Source organism: Micromonospora sp. WMMD734, from assembly GCF_049178975.1.
Lineage (GTDB): Bacteria > Actinomycetota > Actinomycetes > Mycobacteriales > Micromonosporaceae > Micromonospora > Micromonospora wenchangensis.
In genome coordinates, this window is record NZ_JBMHMK010000001.1 from 6706228 (window position 1) to 6726312 (window position 20085).

The 20085-nt window shown below is 73.6% G+C and carries 15 protein-coding genes; 7 read left to right on the forward strand and 8 right to left on the reverse strand.

Annotated elements, in window-relative coordinates; all coding sequences use genetic code 11:
- Window positions 1-102: 102 nt before the first annotated feature.
- Together cysC and ACN267_RS29320 are read right to left on the reverse strand one after the other, a co-directional pair.
- A complete protein-coding gene (gene cysC / locus ACN267_RS29315; RefSeq protein ID WP_204957790.1) occupies window positions 103-1632 on the reverse strand; it encodes an adenylyl-sulfate kinase in 1530 nt (509 codons plus the stop codon).
- A gap of 128 nt (window positions 1633-1760) precedes the next feature.
- On the reverse strand, window positions 1761-2357 hold the full coding sequence (locus ACN267_RS29320; RefSeq protein WP_421490094.1) for a DM13 domain-containing protein: 597 nt from the start codon (window positions 2355-2357) through the stop codon (window positions 1761-1763).
- 175 nt (window positions 2358-2532) lie between these two features.
- Between ACN267_RS29320 and ACN267_RS29325 the strand changes: the two genes are divergently transcribed.
- The 7 genes from ACN267_RS29325 to ACN267_RS29355 are packed head-to-tail and all read left to right on the forward strand — an operon-like array spanning window position 2533 to window position 9455.
- Window positions 2533-3459 (forward strand): polyphosphate polymerase domain-containing protein, encoded by a 927-nt coding sequence (locus ACN267_RS29325; RefSeq protein WP_421490095.1) that lies wholly within the window; start codon window positions 2533-2535, stop codon window positions 3457-3459.
- Between the two features lie 6 nt (window positions 3460-3465).
- Window positions 3466-4143 (forward strand): DUF4956 domain-containing protein, encoded by a 678-nt coding sequence (locus tag ACN267_RS29330; RefSeq protein ID WP_421490096.1) that lies wholly within the window; start codon window positions 3466-3468, stop codon window positions 4141-4143.
- Window positions 4143-5900 carry a CotH kinase family protein gene (locus ACN267_RS29335; RefSeq protein ID WP_421490097.1) on the forward strand — a complete coding sequence of 586 codons (1758 nt, stop codon included), beginning with the start codon at window positions 4143-4145 and terminating at the stop codon, window positions 5898-5900. Before ACN267_RS29330 ends, ACN267_RS29335 begins: the two co-directional genes overlap by 1 nt.
- Window positions 5901-5952: 52 nt before the next feature.
- Complete coding sequence (locus ACN267_RS29340; protein WP_421490098.1) at window positions 5953-6924, forward strand: ABC transporter ATP-binding protein; 972 nt, start codon at window positions 5953-5955, stop codon at window positions 6922-6924.
- Window positions 6917-7798 carry an ABC transporter permease gene (locus ACN267_RS29345; RefSeq protein ID WP_204957793.1) on the forward strand — a complete coding sequence of 294 codons (882 nt, stop codon included), beginning with the start codon at window positions 6917-6919 and terminating at the stop codon, window positions 7796-7798. Before ACN267_RS29340 ends, ACN267_RS29345 begins: the two co-directional genes overlap by 8 nt.
- Window positions 7795-8745 carry an ABC transporter ATP-binding protein gene (locus ACN267_RS29350; protein WP_204957794.1) on the forward strand — a complete coding sequence of 317 codons (951 nt, stop codon included), beginning with the start codon at window positions 7795-7797 and terminating at the stop codon, window positions 8743-8745. Before ACN267_RS29345 ends, ACN267_RS29350 begins: the two co-directional genes overlap by 4 nt.
- Complete coding sequence (locus ACN267_RS29355) at window positions 8745-9455, forward strand: ABC transporter permease (RefSeq protein WP_204957795.1); 711 nt, start codon at window positions 8745-8747, stop codon at window positions 9453-9455. Before ACN267_RS29350 ends, ACN267_RS29355 begins: the two co-directional genes overlap by 1 nt.
- Window positions 9456-9557: 102 nt before the next feature.
- Here ACN267_RS29355 and valS read toward each other — a convergent pair whose 3' ends face one another.
- From valS to ACN267_RS29385, 6 genes are all read right to left on the reverse strand, one after another.
- Window positions 9558-12173, reverse strand: a complete 2616-nt coding sequence (gene valS / locus ACN267_RS29360; protein WP_421490099.1) for a valine--tRNA ligase — start codon at window positions 12171-12173, stop codon at window positions 9558-9560.
- A gap of 136 nt (window positions 12174-12309) precedes the next feature.
- Window positions 12310-13884 (reverse strand): trypsin-like serine protease, encoded by a 1575-nt coding sequence (locus tag ACN267_RS29365; RefSeq protein ID WP_421490100.1) that lies wholly within the window; start codon window positions 13882-13884, stop codon window positions 12310-12312.
- Window positions 13885-14095: 211 nt separating this feature from the next.
- Entirely contained in the window at window positions 14096-15928 is a 1833-nt protein-coding gene (locus ACN267_RS29370) for an ABC transporter ATP-binding protein (protein WP_421490522.1), read from the reverse strand.
- Between the two features lie 95 nt (window positions 15929-16023).
- Window positions 16024-17832: an ABC transporter ATP-binding protein gene (locus ACN267_RS29375; RefSeq protein ID WP_421490101.1), complete on the reverse strand. Its 1809-nt coding sequence runs from the start codon at window positions 17830-17832 to the stop codon at window positions 16024-16026.
- Window positions 17833-17869: 37 nt separating this feature from the next.
- Window positions 17870-18397 (reverse strand): methylated-DNA--[protein]-cysteine S-methyltransferase, encoded by a 528-nt coding sequence (locus tag ACN267_RS29380; RefSeq protein ID WP_421490102.1) that lies wholly within the window; start codon window positions 18395-18397, stop codon window positions 17870-17872.
- A complete protein-coding gene (locus ACN267_RS29385) occupies window positions 18394-20076 on the reverse strand; it encodes a DNA-3-methyladenine glycosylase 2 family protein (RefSeq protein ID WP_421490103.1) in 1683 nt (560 codons plus the stop codon). Before ACN267_RS29385 ends, ACN267_RS29380 begins: the two co-directional genes overlap by 4 nt.
- Window positions 20077-20085: the final 9 nt, after the last annotated feature.

A 20085-nucleotide genomic window follows, 5' to 3' on the forward strand; every position in this document is an offset into this window, starting at 1 on the left:
CCGTACCTCCCGGGCCCCCCGCACCTGCACGCGCTCGCACGTGTTCCAACAAGATTGAACACTAGCGCGCAGCAGGCAGCGGTGGAAGTGGAACCCCCGAGGTCAGGCGGACGGCAGCCGCGGCTCCACCCAGCCGGTCTCGGTCAGATGGGTCATCACCGCCTGCACCGCCTCGTCGATGCTCTGGTCGGTGGTGTCGACCACCAGATCGGCGTCGGTGGGCGTCTCGTACGGGTCATCGATGCCGGTCATCCCGGTGAGCAGGCCGGCGCGGGCGCGGGCGTACAGGCCCTTGCGGTCGCGCTGCTCGCAGACCTCCAACGGGGTGGCGACGTGCACCAGCAGGAAACCCGCCCCGGCCGACCGGGCCATCTCCCGCACCGCGGCCCGCGCCTGCGCGTACGGGGCGATCGGGCAGCAGATCCCCACCCCCCGGTGCCTGGCGATCTCGGCCGCCACCCAGCCGATCCGGCGGACGTTGGCGTCCCGGTCGGCCCGGCTGAACGTCAACCCGGCCGACAACTCCCGACGCACCACGTCGCCGTCGAGCAGGGTGATCGTCCGGTCGCCCTGCTCGCGCAGCAGATCGGCCAGGCCCCGGGCGATCGTCGACTTGCCGGAGCCGGAGAGCCCGGTGAGGAAGACCACCAGCCCCCGGTGCCGACGCGGCGGGCGGGCCCGGCCCAGCTCCTTGGCCACCGCCGGCGGGGTGTGCCACTCGGGCAGCGGGAAACCCCGGTCGAGCAGGTCGTCGATCTCCGCCTCGCTCAGCGCGAGCTTGCGGTTGCGCGGCGGGATGTCGTCCCGCCAGCGCCACTGGCCGTCCCGGCTGTCGTAGGCCAGCTCGCGGGGGACCAGCACCCGCAGCCCCGCCCCGGACAGCATGCCGCCCGTGGACAGCAGGTGGGTCACCCCGTAGGCGGCGGAGATCCGGGCCCGCAGCAGCGCGTCGCTGATCTCGTCGGCCCGGCGGGGCAGCGGCACCGCGACCAGGGTCGCCGGGGGCATCCGGTCGCGGGCGGCGAAGATGCTGCGGACCAGGGCCTCGGTGGGCAGCCCGCCCACGCCGTCCTCGCCGACCGGGATCATCACCAGCAGATGCGCGCCGAGGGTCCGCGCCGCGTGCGCGATCTGCGCCAGCTGCGGCCGGTGCAGCGGACGGTCGGCGATCACCCCGAGTACCCGGCCCGGGGGCAGCAGCGGACGGATCTCGTCCGGGCCCCGGCGCAGCCGCTGGAACGGGCCGTGCCCGCCGTCGCCGAGCCGACGCACCGGGCCGCCCAGCCCGGCCACGCCCTCGCGGACCGGCCAGACGTCGGTCACCTCCAGCCCGGCCACCGGGGCGCCCTCGCCGTCGGTGAGCACCAGCGTCCGCCGGCCCGGGTCGGCCGGGTCCAGCCCGTCGGCGACGGCGGTGGGCACCTGGAGGGTCACCGGGACCGGCCAGGACGTGCCGTCGGCCAGTCTGCCGCGACGCTGCAACGAGGCCAGGTCGGCGCGGGTCATGAAGCCGGCCAGCGGGGTGTACGCCCCACTCAGCAGCAGCTCCAGATCGGCCAGCTCACCGGGGCGTGGCGCGTACGCGGGGGCGTCCCGCAGCACGTCCTCGGGCAGCACTGCACCGTTGCTCATCCGTACCCCTCACTCGCTGGCCGGATCACAGTTTCTCAGCCGGCCGGCGATCGGTCGAGAGTGCCACTCCACTCCCGACCCGGAAGTGGATCATCGGTGGCGTGTCCCGACCGGTCGGTGGGGGAGCGTCAACCGGCCGGGACCAGGGACGCGGCACCGAACGAGACCGCGAATCGCTGACACCAGATGGTGACACTGGTCAGCTCGGCGAGGTCGGTGCCGGGCGGGACGGCGTACGCCTGGTCGCCGCGGTTGCCCTTGAGTCGGCCCAGTTCCGCCCGGCGGCCGTCGTCGAAGACGTGCCAACCGGCCCGGCCGGTGCGGACCTGCTGGTCGGAGAGCCAGACCCGCAGATCCGGGCCGTTGGAGGTGTCCAGCCCGACCAGTTCCAGCCGGTGCCGGCCGTCGGCGGTGCGGACGATCCGGGCGGTGCCCGAGGTGTCGTGTTCGTGACTGACGAACTCCCCCCGGCTGACCACGACCGGCCGGGTGCTGGTGGGACTGCCGGCGGGGGTGGCCCCGGTGGGCGTGACGCCGGGGGCGTCGGTCGGGGTGGTGCCGGACGCCTCGGCCGGGGTGGTGCCCACTGCGGAGAGCTGTTCGTCGACCTGGTTGTCGGTCACCACCTTCCAGGGTTGGAACCAGTACAGGCCGAAGGCGGCCCCGACACCGAGTACGGCGACGGCGACCCAGGTCAGCGGGGCACGGAACAGACGACGGGACATGCCACCCAGTCTCGCCGGAGCACGGCGGCCGGGTGCCGGCCGGCGGCGTTACGAAAGCCTTACCGCCGTCGGACGTTCGCGATCCATAGCTCGTTCATAGGTCGTTCACATCGACTTTCCGGTCCGGTCACCTTAGCTGCCGGCGACCCTTTCGCGACCAGAGAGCGCCCACCGCATGCGACCACGATTCCTCCGCCGGACCCCCAGATCCGATCCGCCCACCACCGCCGAACCCTCCGCCGGCGGGCACCGCGAGTCGTCGCCCCCTCCCGGCGACACCGACCACACCGGCCACGCCCTCCGGGCACCGAGCAAGCTGCACGCGTTCAACCGGTACGAGATCAAGTACCTGGTCGAGACGACGAAGGTGCCGGCGTTGCGGGCCGCACTCGCCGCCCGGATGGTGCCCGACGCGCACGGCGGTGACGGTGGTTACGGCGTCTGGAGCGTCTACTACGACACCACCGACCTGCGGTTCTACTGGGAGAAGATCGAGGGGCTGAAGTTCCGTCGCAAGCTGCGGGTACGCCACTACGGCGACCGGTCCGGCGTGACCGACGACGCGACGGTGCACGTCGAGATCAAGCAACGGGTCAACCGGGTCACCCAGAAGCGCCGGATCGCCGTGCCCTACCGGGTGGCCCGCCGACTCTGCGACGAGCGCGTCATGATCGACCACGATCCCTCCCAGCGCGGTTTCGTCGAGGAGGTGCTGGGACTCGTCTCCGGCCTCGACCTGCGTCCGGTGGCGATGACCGGCTACCAGCGTGAGGCGTTCGTCGGTCAGGCGGCCGACCTGGGCCTGCGGGTCACCCTCGACCACCGGGTACGCGGCCGGGACCGCGACTTCCACCTCGGCGCGGACGCCGAGAACCGCCTGATCATTCCGGCCTCGAAGTCGATCGTCGAGGTCAAGGCGAACGAACGGGTCCCGTACTGGCTCACCGACCTGGCCGGCCGGGCCGAGCTGTCGGTGGTGCGGGTCTCCAAGTACTGCCAGAGCGTCGAGGCGTTCGGTCGCGTGCCGCGCTCGATCTTCCACGTCCAGGATGCCGATCCCGCCGCCGACCTGGTGGCCCCCACCCCGAGAAACGAGGCCTGAACCCCGATGGACATCACGTTCCAGGACCTGTCCGGCACCTTCAGCTCGGGCGACATCGCCCTCACGCTGTCGTTGTCCTTCCTGCTCAGCGCCATGATCGGCTGGGTCTACCGGGCCACCCACCGCAACGTGTCGTACAGCCAGTCGTACGTCCAGACGCTGATCATCCTGGGCATGCTGATCTCGCTGATCATGCTGGTGGTGGGCTCCAACATCGCGCGGGCGTTCGCCCTGGTCGGCGCGCTGTCGGTGGTGCGGTTCCGCAACGCCATCAAGGAGACCCGCGACGTCGGCTTCATCTTCCTGGTGATGGGCGTCGGGATGGCCTGCGGCACCCGGTTCTACAGCCTGGCCGTCGCCGCCGCCGTGGCGATCAGCCTGATCATCGTGGTGATGTACCGGTTCAACTGGTTCGCGCTCAACGTGCAGCGGCAGGTCGTCAAGGTTGAGGTCCCCGCCGGGGGCAACCACACCGCCGACATCCAGGACGTGCTGGTCCGGCACACCACCGAGTTCGAACTGGTCAGCATGGAGACGATCCGGGCCGGTGCGCTCACCGAGATGACGTACACGGTCCGGTTGAAGAAGGGCGGCGAGCCGGGCGACCTGATCAGCGCGCTCAGTGAGCGGACCTCGGGCCAACGGGTGACCGTGCTGACCGGCTACGACCAGACGGACCTGTGATGGCGCGTTCCCTGCGTACCCGGTCGGTGCTGCCGCCCCGGCTGCGTCGCCGGCTGCCGGTCCGGGTGCGGCAGAACTGGAAGCTGCTCACCACCTGTGCGGCCTTCCTCGCCGTGCTGACCCTGGTGCTGGGTACGGAACGGATCCGCCCCTACGTGACCAGCGCCGGGGACTCCGGGGGCGACGTGGTGAGCGTGGACATCCCCGGCACCGTCGACCTCTTCGACGCCGGTCGGGCGCACGAGATGTCGCTGACGTTCCGCGACGCCGACTACGAGCGGATGCTCGACGCCTACTGGAAGGAGGGCGAGAAGGGGTACGTCGAGGCCGACCTGACCGTCGACGGGACCACGATCCCCAGCGTGGGCATCCGGCTCAAGGGCAACTCGACGCTCGGCCAGCTCAGTTGGAAGGGCGAGACGCGGTCCTTCGGGGGCCGGGGTGAGGACGGCGGTGGGCAGCGACCGGGCGGCGGGTTCCCGGGCGGGCCGCCGCAGGGCGCCGGGTTCCCCGGTGGCGGGCCGCCGGACGATGCTGCTCCCGGCGTCCAGCAGCCCGCAGCAGGCGATCAGGCCGGCGGTGGTCAGCAGCCGGGTGGCGGTCAGCAGGCCGGTGGTGGTCAGTTTCCCGGTGGGATGACCCGGATGGCGTTGCAGGCCGAGGAGCCGGAGACGCTGCCGTGGCTGCTCAGCTTCGACGAGTTCGTCGACGGCCGGCGCTACCAGGGGCACCGGGAGGTGGCCGTCCGGGTGGGTGGCATGGGCGGCGGTTCGACAGTGCTCAACGAGGCCCTGTCGCTGTCGCTGCTCGACGCCACGGGTGAGCCCGCGCAGCGGTACGCGTACTCCTCGTTCACCGTCAACGACCGGCCCACCACCGCCCGACTGCTGGTCGAGCACCCGGACGAGCACTTCGCCGATCAGATGGACGGTACCGGCGTGCTCTACAAGTCACTGGCCAGCGGCAGCTTCACCGACCAGGGCGACGACCCGACCGCGTACGCCGACGACTTCAAGCAGATCACCATGAAGGGCAGCCAGGACCTGCAACCGGTGATGAACCTGATCCGGTGGGTGACGTCGGCCAGCGACGAGGAGTTCGCCGCGCAGCTCGCCGACAGGGTCGACGTGGCGTCCTTCGCCCGGTACGTCGCGTTGCAGAATCTGCTGCTCAACTTCGACGACATGGCCGGCCCGGGGAAGAACTACTACCTCTGGTACGACCTGGGGACGAAGAAGTTCAGCGTGATCAGCTGGGACCACAATCTGACCTTCAGCGGCAACGCCAGCCAGGGCCCGCACGACAGTGGCGGGTTGGGCATGGGCCGGGGCGGGCCCGGCGCAGCCGGTGCCGACGGCGCGGCCCCGGGCCAGGCCGCACCGGGCGGGACCGGTCAGCAACCCGGGCAACCGGGTCAGCCCGCCGGTCAGGCCGGACAGCCGGCCGGACCGGGCGCCCGGGGTGCTGGCGACGGGGATGGTCCGCGCGGCGGGATGATGACGGGCCACAAGCTCAAGGAGCGCTTCCTCGCCGCCGACGCCTTCAAGGAGACCTACGAGGACGCCTACCGGGAGCTGTACCAGCAGGTCTACGGCAGCGGGAAGGCGGCGGAGTCGCTCACCGCGATCAGCACGACGCTGAAGGGCGTCGAGGGGGTCGACGCCGCCGCCGTCGACTCCGACGCGGCCCGGCTGCGTACCCTCATCGGCCAGCGGACCGAGAGCCTGGCCAAGCACGAGGTGATCGCCCGAGGCTGAACCCGGTGGGACGCGGGTCCGACGGGCCCGCGTCCCACCGCCGACCTCAGGGATGTCCCCGGGCGAATCCGGATACCCGCCAGGGTGCCGGCTCCCTAGGCTGGCGGACGTGACACTGATCGCGACCGAGTCGCTGACCAAGACGTACGGAGGCCGGGTCACCGCGCTGGCCGACCTCACCGTCGCGGTCGAGCCGGGGATCATCGGACTGGTCGGCGCAAACGGCGCCGGCAAGTCGACCCTGATAAAGATCCTGCTGGGCCTGCTCCCGCCGACCAGCGGACGGGTCCGTGTGCTCGACCTCGACCCCACCACCGACCCGGCGGCGGTCCGCGCCCGGGTCGGCTACATGCCCGAACACGAGGCGCTCCCGCCCGACCTGTCCGCCGCCGAACTCGTCACCCACCTGGGGCGGATGAGCGGCCTGCCCCGCACGGTGGCCCGCGAGCGCGCCTCCGAGACGCTGCGCCACGTCGGTCTCTACGAGGAGCGGTACCGCCCGGTGGGCGGCTACTCCACCGGCATGAAGCAGCGGGTCAAGCTCGCCCAGGCTCTGGTGCACGACCCGGACCTGCTGCTGCTCGACGAGCCCACCAACGGGCTCGACCCGGCCGGCCGGGACGCCATGCTCGCCCTGGTCCACCGGATCGGCACCGAGTTCGGCATCTCCGTCCTGGTCTGCTCGCACCTGCTGGGCGAGGTGGAGCGGATCTGCGACACCCTGGTCGCCATCGACGGGGGGCGGCTGCTGCGTGCCGACCGGATCGACGCGATGACCTCGGCCACCGACCTGCTCGCCGTCGAGGTCAGCGAGGGCACCGACCAGTTGGCCGGCCGGCTCGCCGCGCTCGACCTGCCGGTGACCCGCGACGGCCGGATGCTGCTCGTCCCGCTGGCCGACGAGCGTACCTACGACCTGATCCTCGGCGCGGTCGCCGAGCTGGACCTGCCGTTGCACCGGCTGGACCAGCGCCGGCACCGGGTGGCCGAACTCTTCGCCCCGAGGGAGCCCAGCAATGCCTGAGCCGACCGGCGTCATCCACGACATCGGCTACCAGCGCTACACCGGCCCGCGGCTGGGCCGCCGGCACGTCTTCGGCGCGCTCTACCTGCACGGCCTGCGGACGGTCTTCGGGCTGGGCCGCAGCGCCAAGGCGAAGATCTTCCCCTGGCTGGTGGTCGGCATCGTGACGGTGGTGGCCGCCGGCCTCACCGCCGTCCGCAGCCAGATCGGCGAGGTGGTGATGACGTACGCCCAGTTCGCCGACGCGATGAGCTGGCTGGTCATCTTCTTCGTCGCGGTGGCCGCCCCCGAGCTGGTCTCCCGGGACCTGCGCAGCGGCGTGCTCCCGCTGTACTTCTCCCGGCCGCTGCCGCGTGACGACTACGCGCTGGCCAAGCTGCTCTCCCTGGCCAGCGCGCTGTGGCTGCTGCTGGGCGGGCCGCAGCTGGTGATGTTCCTGGGGGCTGCGTTCACCACCCCCGACGGCCTGCGCGGCACCTGGAACGAGCTGCTGGACCTGCTGCCCGGCCTGCTCTACGCCGGGCTGTGGGCGGCGGTCTTCGCCTCGATCGGTCTACTGGTCGCCTCGCTCACCGGCAAGCGGGCCTTCGCCGCCGGTGGCATCGTGGCGGTCTTCCTGATGACCACCCCGGTCGTCGGTGTGCTGTCGATCCTGCCCTCGCGGGCCGTCAACGAGCTGGCCCTGCTGGCCTCGCCGTCGACGCTGGTACAGGGGGTCGGCTCGTGGGCGTTGCAGGACCTGCTCTACCCGGGCGCCGGCACCGGCCCGCCGATCGGCGGCTTCGGCCCGGTCTACGCGGTGGTCGCCGTGTTGCTGGTCACCGCCTGCACCGCCCTGCTGCTGCTGCGATACCGGAAGGTGGCCGCCCGATGACCACACTCGACACCGACGCCCGGCCGGCGGTCACCACCAGCACCCTGGACCTCGCCGGGGTCTCCCGCTGGTACGGCAACGTGGTGGCGGTCAACGACGTCACCATGCGGCTCGGCCCCGGGGTGACCGGCCTGCTCGGCCCGAACGGCGCCGGCAAGACCACTCTGCTGCACATGATGGCCGGCTTCCTCGCCCCGTCCCGGGGCACGCTCACCCTCGACGGGGAGTCCACCTGGCGCAACCCGGCGGTCTACCGGCGGCTCGGGCTGGTCAGCGAGCGGGAGGCGGTGCACTCCTTCCTCACCGCCCGCGAGTTCGTGCTGGCCAGCGCGAAGTTGCACCGGCTGCCCGATCCGGAGGCCGCAGCCCGCCGGGCGATCGAGCTGGTCGAGATGACCGATGCCCAGAACCGCCGGATCGGCACGTACTCCAAGGGGATGCGGCAGCGGACCCGGGTGGCCGCCGCGCTGGTGCACGACCCGCAGGTTCTGCTGCTCGACGAGCCGTTCAACGGGATGGACCCGCGCCAGCGGCTGCACATGATGGGCCTGCTGCACTCCCTCGGCGACGCCGGACGGACGATCCTGTTCAGCTCGCACATCCTGGAGGAGGTCGAGCAGGTCTCCGGCACGGTGCAGGTGATGGTGGCCGGCCGGCTGGCCGCCTCCGGCGACTTCCGCACCATCCGCCGGTTGATGACCAACCGGCCGCACGTCTTCGCGGTCCGCTCCACCGACGACCGGGCGCTGGCCGTGGCGCTGATGGCCGACCCGTCGGTCGCGGGCGTCGAGCTGGACAAGACCGGCCTGACCGTACGCGCCGGTGACTACGGCGCGTTCACCCGGGCGCTGCCCAAGATCGCGCTCGCCCGGCAGATCCGGGTCCGGCAGTTGACCCCCGAGGACGAGTCCCTGGAGAGCGTCTTCTCCTACCTGGTGGAGGCCTGATGTCGACCGTTTCCTGGATCACCGCGCGCGGGCTGTTCGGCCGTCGCCGGTTCCTCATGCTGCTGCCGCTGCCGGCGGTGCTGGTGCTGCTGGCCGTCCTGTGCCGGTCGCTCGGGGTGGACCCGGGCCAGTGGGCCCCGCCGGTGCTGGTCGGTCTCGGCCTGGCCGTGGTGCTGCCGGTGGTGGCGCTCATCGTCGGCACCGGCGTGCTGGGCGCGGAGATCGACGACGGCACGGTGGTGCACATCCTGACCAAGCCGCTGCCGCGTTGGCAGATCGTGCTGCCGAAACTCGCGGTGGCCGCCGGGGTCAGCGCGGTCACCGTCGCCGTGCCGCTCTACGTCGCGGGCGTGCTCGCCGATTCGGTACGTCTGGGCCTGGGCCTGGTCGTCGCCTCGGCGCTCGGCGCGCTGGCCTACTCGGCGCTGTTCCTGGCGCTCAGCCTGGTCACCCGGCGGCCGGTGCTGCTCGGCCTGGTCTACGTGCTGATCTGGGAGGGGCTGCTGGGCAACTTCGTCAGCGGCACCCGGGTGCTGTCGATCCAGCAGTGGGTGATCGCCCTGGCCGACCGGATGGCCCCCACCGACCTGCTGTCGACCACCGTCTCGGTGCCGGTGGCGGCGGTGCTGACCGCCCTGGTGAGCGTCGGCTTCACCGTGCTGGCCATCGACCGCCTCCGCTCCTTCAGCATCGCCGGCGAAACCAGCTGACCCGGTCCGGCCGGCCCGGACTTTGATCGACACGATTGCGCCGGTGTGGCGGTATCCAGGTGCCCCGGATACCGCCACACCGGCGTTCGAGCCCGACCCGGCTCAGAACGCGCTGGCGATGACGAGTTCGGGGGCGCGGTCGGGGAGCAGGTCGAGGGTGGTGATCCGGCCGGCGGCGCGAACGTCGTCGGCGACCAGGGTGAGCTGGTCGAGCAGGCCCGCCGGGCCCAGCGCCTCGGCCAGCGGGACCTCCGCCCGCATCGACAGCTTGCGCTCGGACTTGGCCCGCCGGACCTGGCCCAGCGCGTCTCCGGCCAGCCGCAGCAGGGCCGGGTCACCGGTGCCGGTGATCGCCCGCCCCACCTCGTAGGTGGTCGGCCAGGGGGCCCGGTGCACCGAGCCGTACCGCCACCACGACCAGACCTCCTCGGTCACGTACGGCAGCACCGGGGCGAACAGCCGCAACTGCACCGACAGGGCGGTGGCCAGCGCCGCCCGGGCCGAGTCGGCACCCGGCCCGGTGCCGTAGGCACGTTCCTTCACCAACTCGATGTAGTCGTCGCAGAACCGCCAGAAGAACGCCTCGGTGGCCTGCAACGCGGCCGTGTGGTCGTACCCGTCGAAGGCGGCGGTCGCGGTGGCGACCACGGTGGACAGCTCGGCGAGCAGGGCGGTGTCCAGCGGGGTGGTCGCCGGGGTGCGCAGGGCGTCGGCGGCCCCCAGCCCCAACGCGAACTTCGAGGCGTTGAGCAGCTTGGTGGCCAGCCGCCGGCCCACCCTGATCTGCGCCGGGTCGAAGGCCAGGTCCATGCCGGGCCGGCCGTTGGCCGCCCAGTAGCGCACCGCGTCCGAGCCGTGCTGCTCCAGCAGCGCCATCGGGGTGACCACGTTCCCCTTGGACTTGGACATCTTCTTGCGGTCCGGGTCGAGGATCCAGCCGGAGAGCACCGCGTCCCGCCAGGGCAGCACCCCGTGCTCCAGGTGGGCGCGCACGACGGTGCCGAAGAGCCAGGTCCGGATGATCTCCTGCCCCTGCGGGCGCAGATCCATCGGGAAGATCCGGTCGAACAGCTCCGGGTCGGTCTCCCAACCGCCGACGATCTGCGGGGTCAACGACGAGGTGGCCCAGGTGTCCAGCACGTCCGGGTCGCCGACGAACCCACCGGGCACGCCGCGCTGCGACTCGTCGTAGCCGGGCGGCGGCTCAGCCGACGGGTCGACCGGCAACGACGCCTCGTCCGGTGTGAGAGGGTTGGCATGGTCCGGCTCGCCAAAGGCGTCGAGCCGGTACCACACCGGCACCGGCACCCCGAAGAAGCGCTGCCGGCTGACCAGCCAGTCCCCGGTCAGCCCGCCCACCCAGTGCGCGTAGCGGTGCGCCATGTGCTCCGGCACCCAGCGCAGCTCGTCGCCCCGGGCCAGCAGCTCCGCCCGCAGCCCGGCGTCCCGGCCGCCGTTGCGCAGGTACCACTGCCGGGTCGAGACGATCTCCAACGGCCGGTCGCCGCGTTCGTAGAACTTCACCGGATGGGTGATCTCGCGCGGCTCACCCACCAGGTCACCGGCGTCGCGCAGCTGCTCCACCACGGCCCGCCGGGCGGCGTTGACCGACTGCCCGGAAAGCGCGGCGTAGGGTCCGTCAGGCACGCCGGCCGGCGGCTCGGCCAGCAGCCGGCCGTCCCGGCCGATCACCACCCGGGTCGCCAGGTCGAGATCCCGCCACCAGGTCACGTCGGTCAGGTCGCCGAACGTGCACACCATCGCGATGCCGGTGCCCTTGCCCGGGTCCGCCAGCGGGTGCGCGCGCACCGGCACCCCGACCCCGAACACGGGGGTACGCACGGTCGTGCCCACCAGATCGGCGTACCGCTCGTCGTCCGGGTGGCAGACCAGCGCCACGCAGGCCGGCAGCAGCTCCGGCCGGGTGGTGTCGATCAGCACCTCCCGCCCGTCCGGCCCGGTGAACCGCAGCCGGTGGTACGCCCCCGGGCGCTCCCGGTCCTCCAGTTCCGCCTGCGCCACGGCGGTGCCGAACCCGACGTCCCACAGCGTCGGCGCCTGCGCCTGGTACGCCTCGCCCCGGGCCAGGTTGCGCAGGAACATCCGCTGCGAGGTGGCCCGCGCCGTACGCCCGATCGTGGTGTACGTCAACGACCAGTCCACGGACAGCCCGAGCCGCCGCCAGAGCGCCTCGAAGACCTGCTCGTCGTCGGCGGTCAACCGTTCACACAGCTCGACGAAGTTACGGCGGGAGATCGGCGTCGGCTCCCGACGCCGGGCCTCGGTGACCGGGGCGTCTGGCGGCTGCCACGCCGGGTCGTACGGCAGGGACGGGTCACAGCTCACCCCGTAGACGTTCTGCACCCGGCGTTCGGTGGGCAGGCCGTTGTCGTCCCAGCCCATCGGGTAGAACACGTTACGCCCGCGCATCCGCTGGAACCGGGCCACCGTGTCGGTGTGCGTGTACGAGAAGACGTGCCCCATGTGCAGCTCGCCGGATACGGTCGGCGGCGGGGTGTCGATGGCGTACACGTCGTCGCCGCGACCGTGCCGACGCGGGGTCCCCGCCGTCGACCCGCGACCCGCTACGGTCGCCTTCTCCCGGTCGAACGCGTACGTGCCCTCCTCCTGCCAGCGGCGCGCCCAGCGTTCCTCGATGCCGTCCAGGGTGGGACGTTCGGGAACACCGGCGCGGGCCGTCCTCGCCGTATCAGTCATCGGTCGATCGTAGGCAGCCGTCGACCTCCCGCCCACGGCTTTACCGGGCGTGCCGGCGGCACCGCACCGGGTGCCCGGCACGACATGGGTCGTGGCGGGCCGAGTGCCCGGTGCGACGTGGGCCGGACCCGGTGGGCTACCGGTTCGAAGAGCCGACCGGCGGGGCGAGCAGCGGCCCCTTGGTGGCGATCTGGAAGTCGAGCCCGGTGCGGTCGTTGACCCGGTCGAGGATCACCGAGACCGACGCGTAGGTGTTCGTCTCGTCGGGGTTGGTGCACGGCCCCTCGCCGGGATCGCCGTTGTTGAGGATGCCCAGCGCCCGCCCGTCGGACTCGGTGAACAGCGGGCCGCCGCTGTCACCCGGCCGCGCGCACACCCGCACGTCGATGCCGCCGCCGGCCTTGCCGATGACCTCGCCGCAGCGGGTGCCCGGCAGGTAGCCGACCCCGGCACCCGAGTCGACGTACTGCTCGCCGGCCTTCGGGGTGTACGCCGAGCCGGTGGCGCAGACCACCCAGCCGGCCTGCACGGCGGCGTACGGCGTGACGCCGGTGATCGGCACGTCGCGGCTGCCCCTGCCGGCGCAGGCCGGATTGTCGGCCACGCACCAGTAGTTGACCAGGCTCGGCGTGTTGCCGACACTGCGCCTCGGGTACGCCCAGCGGGTGCTGGCCCCCGTGGCGTAGGGCAGGACCGCGTAGTCGTTGGGGAAGTCGTTCTCGGCCAGCACCGGGTTGGTCGACTCGACGCCCACCGGCACCTTCGGCCCGAGGAACTGGTGCCAGGTGTCGTCCACCCGCTGGTGCCGGCCGCCCACCACGCAGTGCCCGGCGGTCAGCACGTAGTACTGCCCGGACTTCGCCCGGACGTTGAAGCCCGTGGTGCAGCCGCCGACGGTGCCGTCGTCGCGGGGCACGTCCAGCCGGATGCCGCCGCGCATCGGCGCCTGCGCGCAGTAGCGCGGGTCGCACGCCTTGGGGATCGCGCCCTCGTCGAGCCGGGCCCGGGCCCGGGCCGGCACCCCGGCCGAGTCGAGCGCACCGGCCAGCCGGGTGTCACCGGCGGGCACCGCGTCGCCGGTGAGCACCAGCACCTCGTTGGCCCGCTCGTCGACCACCACGTCCCGCCCGGCGGTGACGCCCAGCGTCCCGGCCAGTCGGGTCGCCGCCGCGTCCAGGTCGCGCCGCGAGTGCCGGGCCGGCACGACGGTGACGTGCCGGGCGTCCGGCAGCCCGGCGACCGCCCCGGCGACCGGGGCCGGGTCGGTGGCGGCGATGGTGAGCACCCCGCCGCCCGCCTGGTCCAGCCACATCCCGGCGTACGAGTCGGGGAAACGGGTGGCGAGGGTGTCGGCCAGCGGCGCGGACAGCTCCTGGAGGGCCAGCCGGCGGGCGGCCTCGCCCGGGGCGACCCGGTAACGGTCGCTGAGGTAGCTCACCGAGGCGGGGGCCGCCTGCGCGACCTGGGCCGCCGGGCGGGTCGCCACCGGTGCCGGACGCGGTGCGGCGGGCGTCGCGGCCCGGCCACCGACGTCGGTGCCGGCCGCCACCCGGGCCTCCACGGCGACCGGGGCCGCCCCGGCCGCCCAGGTGCCACCTGCCGGTCCGCCGGTCGGACCGGTGCCCCGGTCCACGGCCAACGCCACCCCGGTCGTCCCCATCGTGCTCAGCGCCAACGCCGCTGCCAGCACCACTCGTCCACGGATCCGCACGCCGCAACCTCCCCGTATGCCGGCGACGCGACCGACCCCGCCACGCCCGCCCGGCCGGTCGGACCGGTGGGAACAGGGTCGGGGCCGTCGATGCGGGCAGAGTCTATCCGTCCCCGGCGGGCACCGGTTGCCCCGTACCGTCCGGTTCGGTCCCGACCGCGTTGCTCACCCGCCGGGACCGGGCGGCGGCCGGGTGCGAGGCGTCCGCCGGTCAGCTCAGCGACTCGCGCCACTGCCGGTGCAGCGTGGCGTACCGGCCGCCGGTGGTGGCGAGCCGCGCCGGCGCACCGTCCTCGACGATCCGTCCGGAGTCGACGACCAGCACCCGGTCGGCGGTCTCCACCGTGGAGAGCCGGTGCGCGATCACCAGCGCGGTGCGGTCCCGCAGCACGCTGGCCAGCGCCCGCTGCACCAGCCGCTCGGTCGGCACGTCCAGCGACGACGTCGCCTCGTCCAGGATCAGCACCCGTGGGTCGGCCAGGAACGCGCGGGCGAACGCGACGAGCTGCCGCTGCCCGGCGGAGAGCCGGCCGCCGCGCCGGTGCACCTCGGTGGCGTACCCGTCGGGCAGGGCGGCGATGAAGTCGTGTGCGCCGATCGCCCGCGCCGCCGCCTGCACCGCCGCGTCGGAGGCGTCCGGCCGGCCGAACCGGATATTCTCCGCCACCGTGCCGCCGAACAGGTGGTTCTCCTGGGTCACCAGCACCACCGCCCGGCGCAGCTCGGCGTCGGACAGGTCCCGCAGGTCGACGCCGTCCAGCTCGACAGTGCCGGCGTCCGGGTCGTGGAAGCGGGCGAGCAGCTTCGCCACCGTCGACTTGCCGGCGCCGGTCGGGCCGATCAGGGCCACCGTCTGCCCGGCCGGCACGGCCAGGTCCAGCCCGGTCAGGATCGGCGTCTGCGGCCGGTAACCGAAGGAGACCGCGCGGAACGTCACCGCGCCCCGCCCCGGTCCGGCCGGCAACGGCACCGGCGACGCCGGTTCGGGCACCCCCGGCCGTTCGTCGAGCACCCCGGCGAGCTTCTCCAGGGCGGCGGTCGCCGACTGGAGCGAGTTGTAGAACTGGCTCAGCTCCTGCATCGGATCGAAGAACCGGCGCAGATAGAGCAGGAACGCGGCGAGCACCCCCACCTCGGTGTCGCCGCCCAGCACCCGCCAGCCGCCGTACCCGAGCACGGTGGCCACGGTGACGTTGCCGATCACCTTGATCCCCGGCGAGTAGGTGGCGATCAGCCGGAACCCGTGCAGACTGGTCCGCCGGTACTCGTCGTTGACCGTCACGAAGATCTGCTGGTTGCGCGGCTCACGGCGGAACGCCTGCACCGCCCGGATGCCGCGCAACGACTCGACGAAATGGACGATCACCAGGGCCACCGCCTCCCGGCTGTGCCGGTAGGCCTGGGCCGAGGCGCGGGCGAACCAGCGGGACAGCCAGAACAGGAACGGGAACGCCAGCAGCGTCACCGCCGCCAGCGGCAGGTCCAGCCAGAGCAGGATGGCGGCCACCGACAGCACCGACAGCGCGGCGGCGACCAGGGTGTCGATCCCCCCGTCGACCAGCTCGGCGATGGAGTCGACGTCGCTGGTGAGCCGGGACACCACCCGACCGGAGGTGTAGCGCTCGTGGAAGCCGACGGAGAGGGTCAGCAGGTGGCCGTACACCCGCTGGCGCAGGTCGAGCAGGACGGCCTGGCCGATCCGGGCGGAGCATGTGAGGTAGCTGCGCCGGGCGGCGTACTCGGTGACCGCCGCGACGGCGAACGCGCCCGCGACGGCGGCCAGCGGACCCGGGTCCCCGGCGCGCAGCGGCGGCACCGCCCGGTCGATGCCGAGCATGACCAGGTACGGCCCGGCCATCGCGGCGGCGTTCTGGGCCAGCAGCAGGCCCACCGCCACGCCGAGCGACCTGCGGTGCGGGCGGAGCAGGTCGCGCAGTAGCGCCCGGCTGCGCCCCCGCAGCCGGGCCACCGCCTCCGGGGAGTCGTCCTCGGCGCGGCTGCGGTCGGCGTCCGGGTCGGTGGCCCGGCCCCGCCAGTGGTCCAGCGCGACCGACCGGCCGTCACCCCCGGCGGTGCCGTGCTGCCGGGGCGGGCGGCCGTCACCGGCGGTCGTGCGGTGCTGCCGGGCCGGCCGGCGGATCACGAACGCACCAGGCCCGGTGCCGGTGCGGGTTCGGCGGCGAGCACCGCCCGGTACGCCGGCACGGTGGCCAGCAGGTCACCGTGCCGGCCGACGGCGGTGATCCGACCCCCGTCGAGTAGCGCCACCCGGTCGGCCAGCGCGACCGTCGACGGCCGGTGCACCACCAGCAGCGCGGTGGTGTCCCGCAGCACCCGGCGCAGCGCCGCCTCGACCAGTGCCTCGGTGTGCACGTCCAGGGCGGAGAGCGGGTCGTCGAGAACCAGCAGCGCCGGCCGGCCGAGCACCGCGCGGGCCAGCGCCAGCCGTTGCCGCTGCCCGCCGGAGAGCGACAGGCCCTGCTCGCCCACCCGGGTCGCCAACCCCCACGGCAGGTCGTACGCGAAGTCGGCCTGGGCCAGTGCCAGCGCGGCCCGGACCTCGTCGTCGGTGGCGTCCGGGCAGCCCAGGGTGAGGTTCTCCCAGACCGACATGGAGAACAGCGTCGGCTCCTCGAAGGCCACCCCGACCAGCCGGCGCAGCGCGTCCAGGCGTACCCCGCGCAGGTCGTGCCCGTCCAGGGTGATCCGGCCGCCGGTGACGTCGTGCAGCCGGGGCACCAGGGAGAGCAGGGTGCTCTTGCCGCAGCCGGTCGCCCCGACCAGGGCCAGCGTCTCGCCCGGCTCGACGGTCAGTTCGATCTCCCGCAGCACCGGTTCGGTGCTGCCCGGGTAGCGGAACGACACCCCCTCGAAGCGGAGCCGGCCGCGCACCGCCGAGCGGGCCAGCGGCACGGCGTCCGGCGCGTCCACGATCGACGGCGGCGTGTCCAGCACCTCCTGGATGCGGTCGGCGGCGGTGGCGGCCTCCTGCCCGTTGGCGATGATCCAACCGAGCGACTGCACCGGCCAGATCAGCATGAGCTGGAGGCTGACGAAGGCGACCAGCTCACCGATGGTCAACGCGTCCCGGGCGACCAGCGTCGCGCCGCCGACCAGCGTGGCGCCCAGCGTCAGGTTCGGCACCAGGTCGAACAGGGCTGACGCGCCGGCCAGCAGCGCCCCCTTGGCCACGCCGGTGTCGTGCAGCGCGCGGGCCCGCCCGGCGAACCGGTCGGCCAGCTCCGGCCCCCGCCCGTACGCCTTCATGGTGCGCAGCCCCTGCGCGGTCTCCTCGACCAGGGTGGCCACGTCGCCCTGCTGGTCCTGCATCCGCCGCGACGAGGTGTGGTAGTGCCGCCCGAACCGGCGGCTGATCAGGAACAGCGGCACCGCGCTGGCCGCCACCAGCAGCCCCAGCGGCCCGTGCAGGCGGATCAACAGGATCACCACGGCGACGTAGGTGACCACGTTGAGCACCAGGAACAGCAGCCCGAAGGAGAGGAACCGGCGCAGCACCGACAGGTCGCTGATCGCCCGGGAGAGCAGCTGCCCGGACTGCCAGCGGTCGTGGAAGCCGGCCGGCAGGCGTTGCAGGTGGGCGTACAGGTCGGCGCGGATGGTCGCCTCCATGCCGACCGAGGAGGAGGACTGGCTCCACCGCCGGATGAAGATCAGCACCGCCTCGACCAGGCCGAGCAGCAGGGCCAGCCCGCCGAGGCGGAGCAGCCCCGCCGGGTCGTGCCGGGCGACCGGCCCGTCCACCACCCGCTGCACCACCAGGGGTACGGCCAGACCCGCCCCGGTGGCGGCCAGCGCCGCCAGCAACAGCAGGACGTACGCGGCGGCGTACGGGCGCAGGTAGCGGCGCAGCCGCCAGAGGTTGCGCAGCGACCGGACCCGACCGTCCGCCCTGGGGTTGGCCGGGTCGCCGTCGCGCTGCGCAGGCACTACCCGACGGTAGCGTCGATCGGCGTCGATTCCGCTGTCAGCTTGCCGTCAGCCGCCGCTCGTGACCGAGCAACCACCTCTTCACCGGCAGACCGTACCGGTAGCCGCCGAGGGTGCCGTCGGTGCGCAGCACCCGATGGCAGGGCACGAAGAGGGCGGCGGCGTTACGGGCACAGGCGGCGGCGGCCGCCCGGACCGCGGCGGGCCGGCCGGCCAGTGCGGCGTACCCGGTGTAGGTGACCGGCTCGCCCGGTTTGACGTCGCGCAGCACGGTCCAGGCGTGGGTCTGGAACGCCCCGCCGCTGTGCTGCCGTACCCGCACCACGTCGATCGCGGTCAGGTCCCCGTCGAGATAGGCGCGGACGGCGGCGGTCACCGGACCGAGGTCGGCGTACGGCGTCAGCGGGCCGCGCAGGCTCGGGTGCACCAGCGGCAGCAGGCTGTCCGGGTCGGCCGTGAAACCGGCGGCCCGGACCGCGCCGTCGGGGTCGACGAGCACGCTGAACGGGCCGGCCGGGGTGTCCATGGTGGTGGTGCCGATGGTGGTGGTGCCGAGGGTCGTCATGCCGCTCTCCAGAGTCTGATCGCCGCGTACGACCGCCAGGGTCGCCAGCGGTCGGCGTACGTGTCCAGGGTGGTGGGGGTGGCCGGCAGGCCGAGGGCGGCAGCGCCCCGACGTACCGCGAGGTCGGTGGGGAGCAGCACGTCGGGGTCGCCGAGGGCCCGCATGGCCAGGTAACCGGCGGTCCACGGGCCGATCCCGGGCAGCGCCGTCAACCGTCGTACCGTCTCCGCCCGGTCGCCGCCCGGCTCCAGGTCTACCTCCCCGGCGGCGACCGTCCGGGCCAGCGCCCGGATCGTCTCCCGCCGGGCGGCCGGCATCCCGAACGCCGCATCCGGCAACCCCAGCACCTCCTCCGCCCCCGGGAACCCCCACACCCCCCACCCGCCCGCCCCGCCCCCGTCGGCCGCCCCGCCCCCGTCGGCCGCCCCGCCCCCGTCGGCCGCGCCGCCCCCGTCCGCCGCGCCGCCCCCGTCCGCTGCGGCGCGGTGATCAAGAGGTTTGCGTCGCCGGGAAGCGCTCTCCGTGACGCAAACCTCTTGATCACCGGAGCCGGGGCCGAGGCCGGAGCCGGAGCCGGAGCCGAGGCCGAGGCCGGAGCCGGGGCCGGGGCGGGGGTGGGGGCCGGGGGTGAGGGCCGGGTGGGTGAGGAGGCGGGTGAGGGTGGTGCGGGCGGCGGGGAGGGAGACCTGTTGGCCGATGATGGCCCGCAGCGCCATCTCGAAGCCGTCCACCGCCCGGGGCACCCGCACGCCCGGTTCGGCGGCGACGACCCCGGCCAGGGCCGGATCGGCGGCCAACGTCTGGTCGACCGCCTCCGGATCGGCGTCCAGGTCGAACAGGCGACGGCAGCGGGCCACCGCCGGGGCCAGGTCCCGCAGGTCGGCCAGGCGCAGCGTCGCCCCGACGTACCCGGTCGTCGGGGTCAGCGCGATCTGCGCCGGGCCGTGCGGCAGCCGCAACCCCCGGCGGTACGTCCCGTCGCGCACCTCGTCGAGGCCGGGCAGCGTCCGGGCGGCCAGGAACCCCAGCAGGGCGGCGGCGTGCAGCGGCGGCCGGTACGCCAGCCGGAGCGTGATCGTGCCCGCCCCACCCGGCGTCGGCGGGCCGCCCCGCCCGGTGCGCAACTGCGACGGCACCGTCCCGTACACCTGCCGGACGGTGTCGTTGAACTGCCGTACGCTGCCGAACCCGGCTGCGAACGCCACCTCCGCCAGGCCCAGCCCGGTCGTCTCGATCAACGTTCGGGCGGTCTGGGCACGTTGGGCCCGCGCCAGTGCCAGTGGCCCGGCGCCCAGTTCCGCCCGGAGCATCCGGTGCAGGTGCCGTTGCGTGTAGCCCAGCCGGGCGGCCAGCCCGGGTACGCCGTCCCGGTCGACCACTCCGTCGGCGATGAGCCGCATGGCGCGACCCACCACGTCGGCGCGGACGTCCCACTGCGGTGAGCCGGGCGCGGCGTCCGGGCGGCACCGGCGGCAGGCCCGCAGGCCGGCCCCCTGCGCGGCGGCTGCCGACGGGAAGAAGCGGACGTTACGCCGCTTCGGGGTGATCGCCGGGCAGGACGGCCGGCAGTAGATCCCGGTCGACGTGACGCCCGTGTAGAACCACCCGTCGAACCGCTGGTCACGGCTGTCCACGGCGCGGTAGCACCGTTCGAAGTCCAACTCCACGCCACCGATCATGCCCGCAGC

Excerpts from the sequence above, each read along its gene's own strand:
- cysC (WP_204957790.1), bottom strand. The coding sequence starts at position 1,632 with ATGAGCAACGGTGCAGTGCTGCCCGAGGACGTGCTGCGGGACGCCCCC.
- ACN267_RS29320 (WP_421490094.1), bottom strand. The coding sequence starts at position 2,357 with ATGTCCCGTCGTCTGTTCCGTGCCCCGCTGACCTGGGTCGCCGTCGCC.
- ACN267_RS29325 (WP_421490095.1), top strand. The coding sequence starts at position 2,533 with ATGCGACCACGATTCCTCCGCCGGACCCCCAGATCCGATCCGCCCACC.
- ACN267_RS29330 (WP_421490096.1), top strand. The coding sequence starts at position 3,466 with ATGGACATCACGTTCCAGGACCTGTCCGGCACCTTCAGCTCGGGCGAC.
- ACN267_RS29335 (WP_421490097.1), top strand. The coding sequence starts at position 4,143 with ATGGCGCGTTCCCTGCGTACCCGGTCGGTGCTGCCGCCCCGGCTGCGT.
- ACN267_RS29340 (WP_421490098.1), top strand. The coding sequence starts at position 5,953 with ATGTCCCCGGGCGAATCCGGATACCCGCCAGGGTGCCGGCTCCCTAGG.
- ACN267_RS29345 (WP_204957793.1), top strand. The coding sequence starts at position 6,917 with ATGCCTGAGCCGACCGGCGTCATCCACGACATCGGCTACCAGCGCTAC.
- ACN267_RS29350 (WP_204957794.1), top strand. The coding sequence starts at position 7,795 with ATGACCACACTCGACACCGACGCCCGGCCGGCGGTCACCACCAGCACC.
- ACN267_RS29355 (WP_204957795.1), top strand. The coding sequence starts at position 8,745 with ATGTCGACCGTTTCCTGGATCACCGCGCGCGGGCTGTTCGGCCGTCGC.
- valS (WP_421490099.1), bottom strand. The coding sequence starts at position 12,173 with ATGACTGATACGGCGAGGACGGCCCGCGCCGGTGTTCCCGAACGTCCC.
- ACN267_RS29380 (WP_421490102.1), bottom strand. The coding sequence starts at position 18,397 with ATGACGACCCTCGGCACCACCACCATCGGCACCACCACCATGGACACC.
- ACN267_RS29385 (WP_421490103.1), bottom strand. The coding sequence starts at position 20,076 with ATGATCGGTGGCGTGGAGTTGGACTTCGAACGGTGCTACCGCGCCGTG.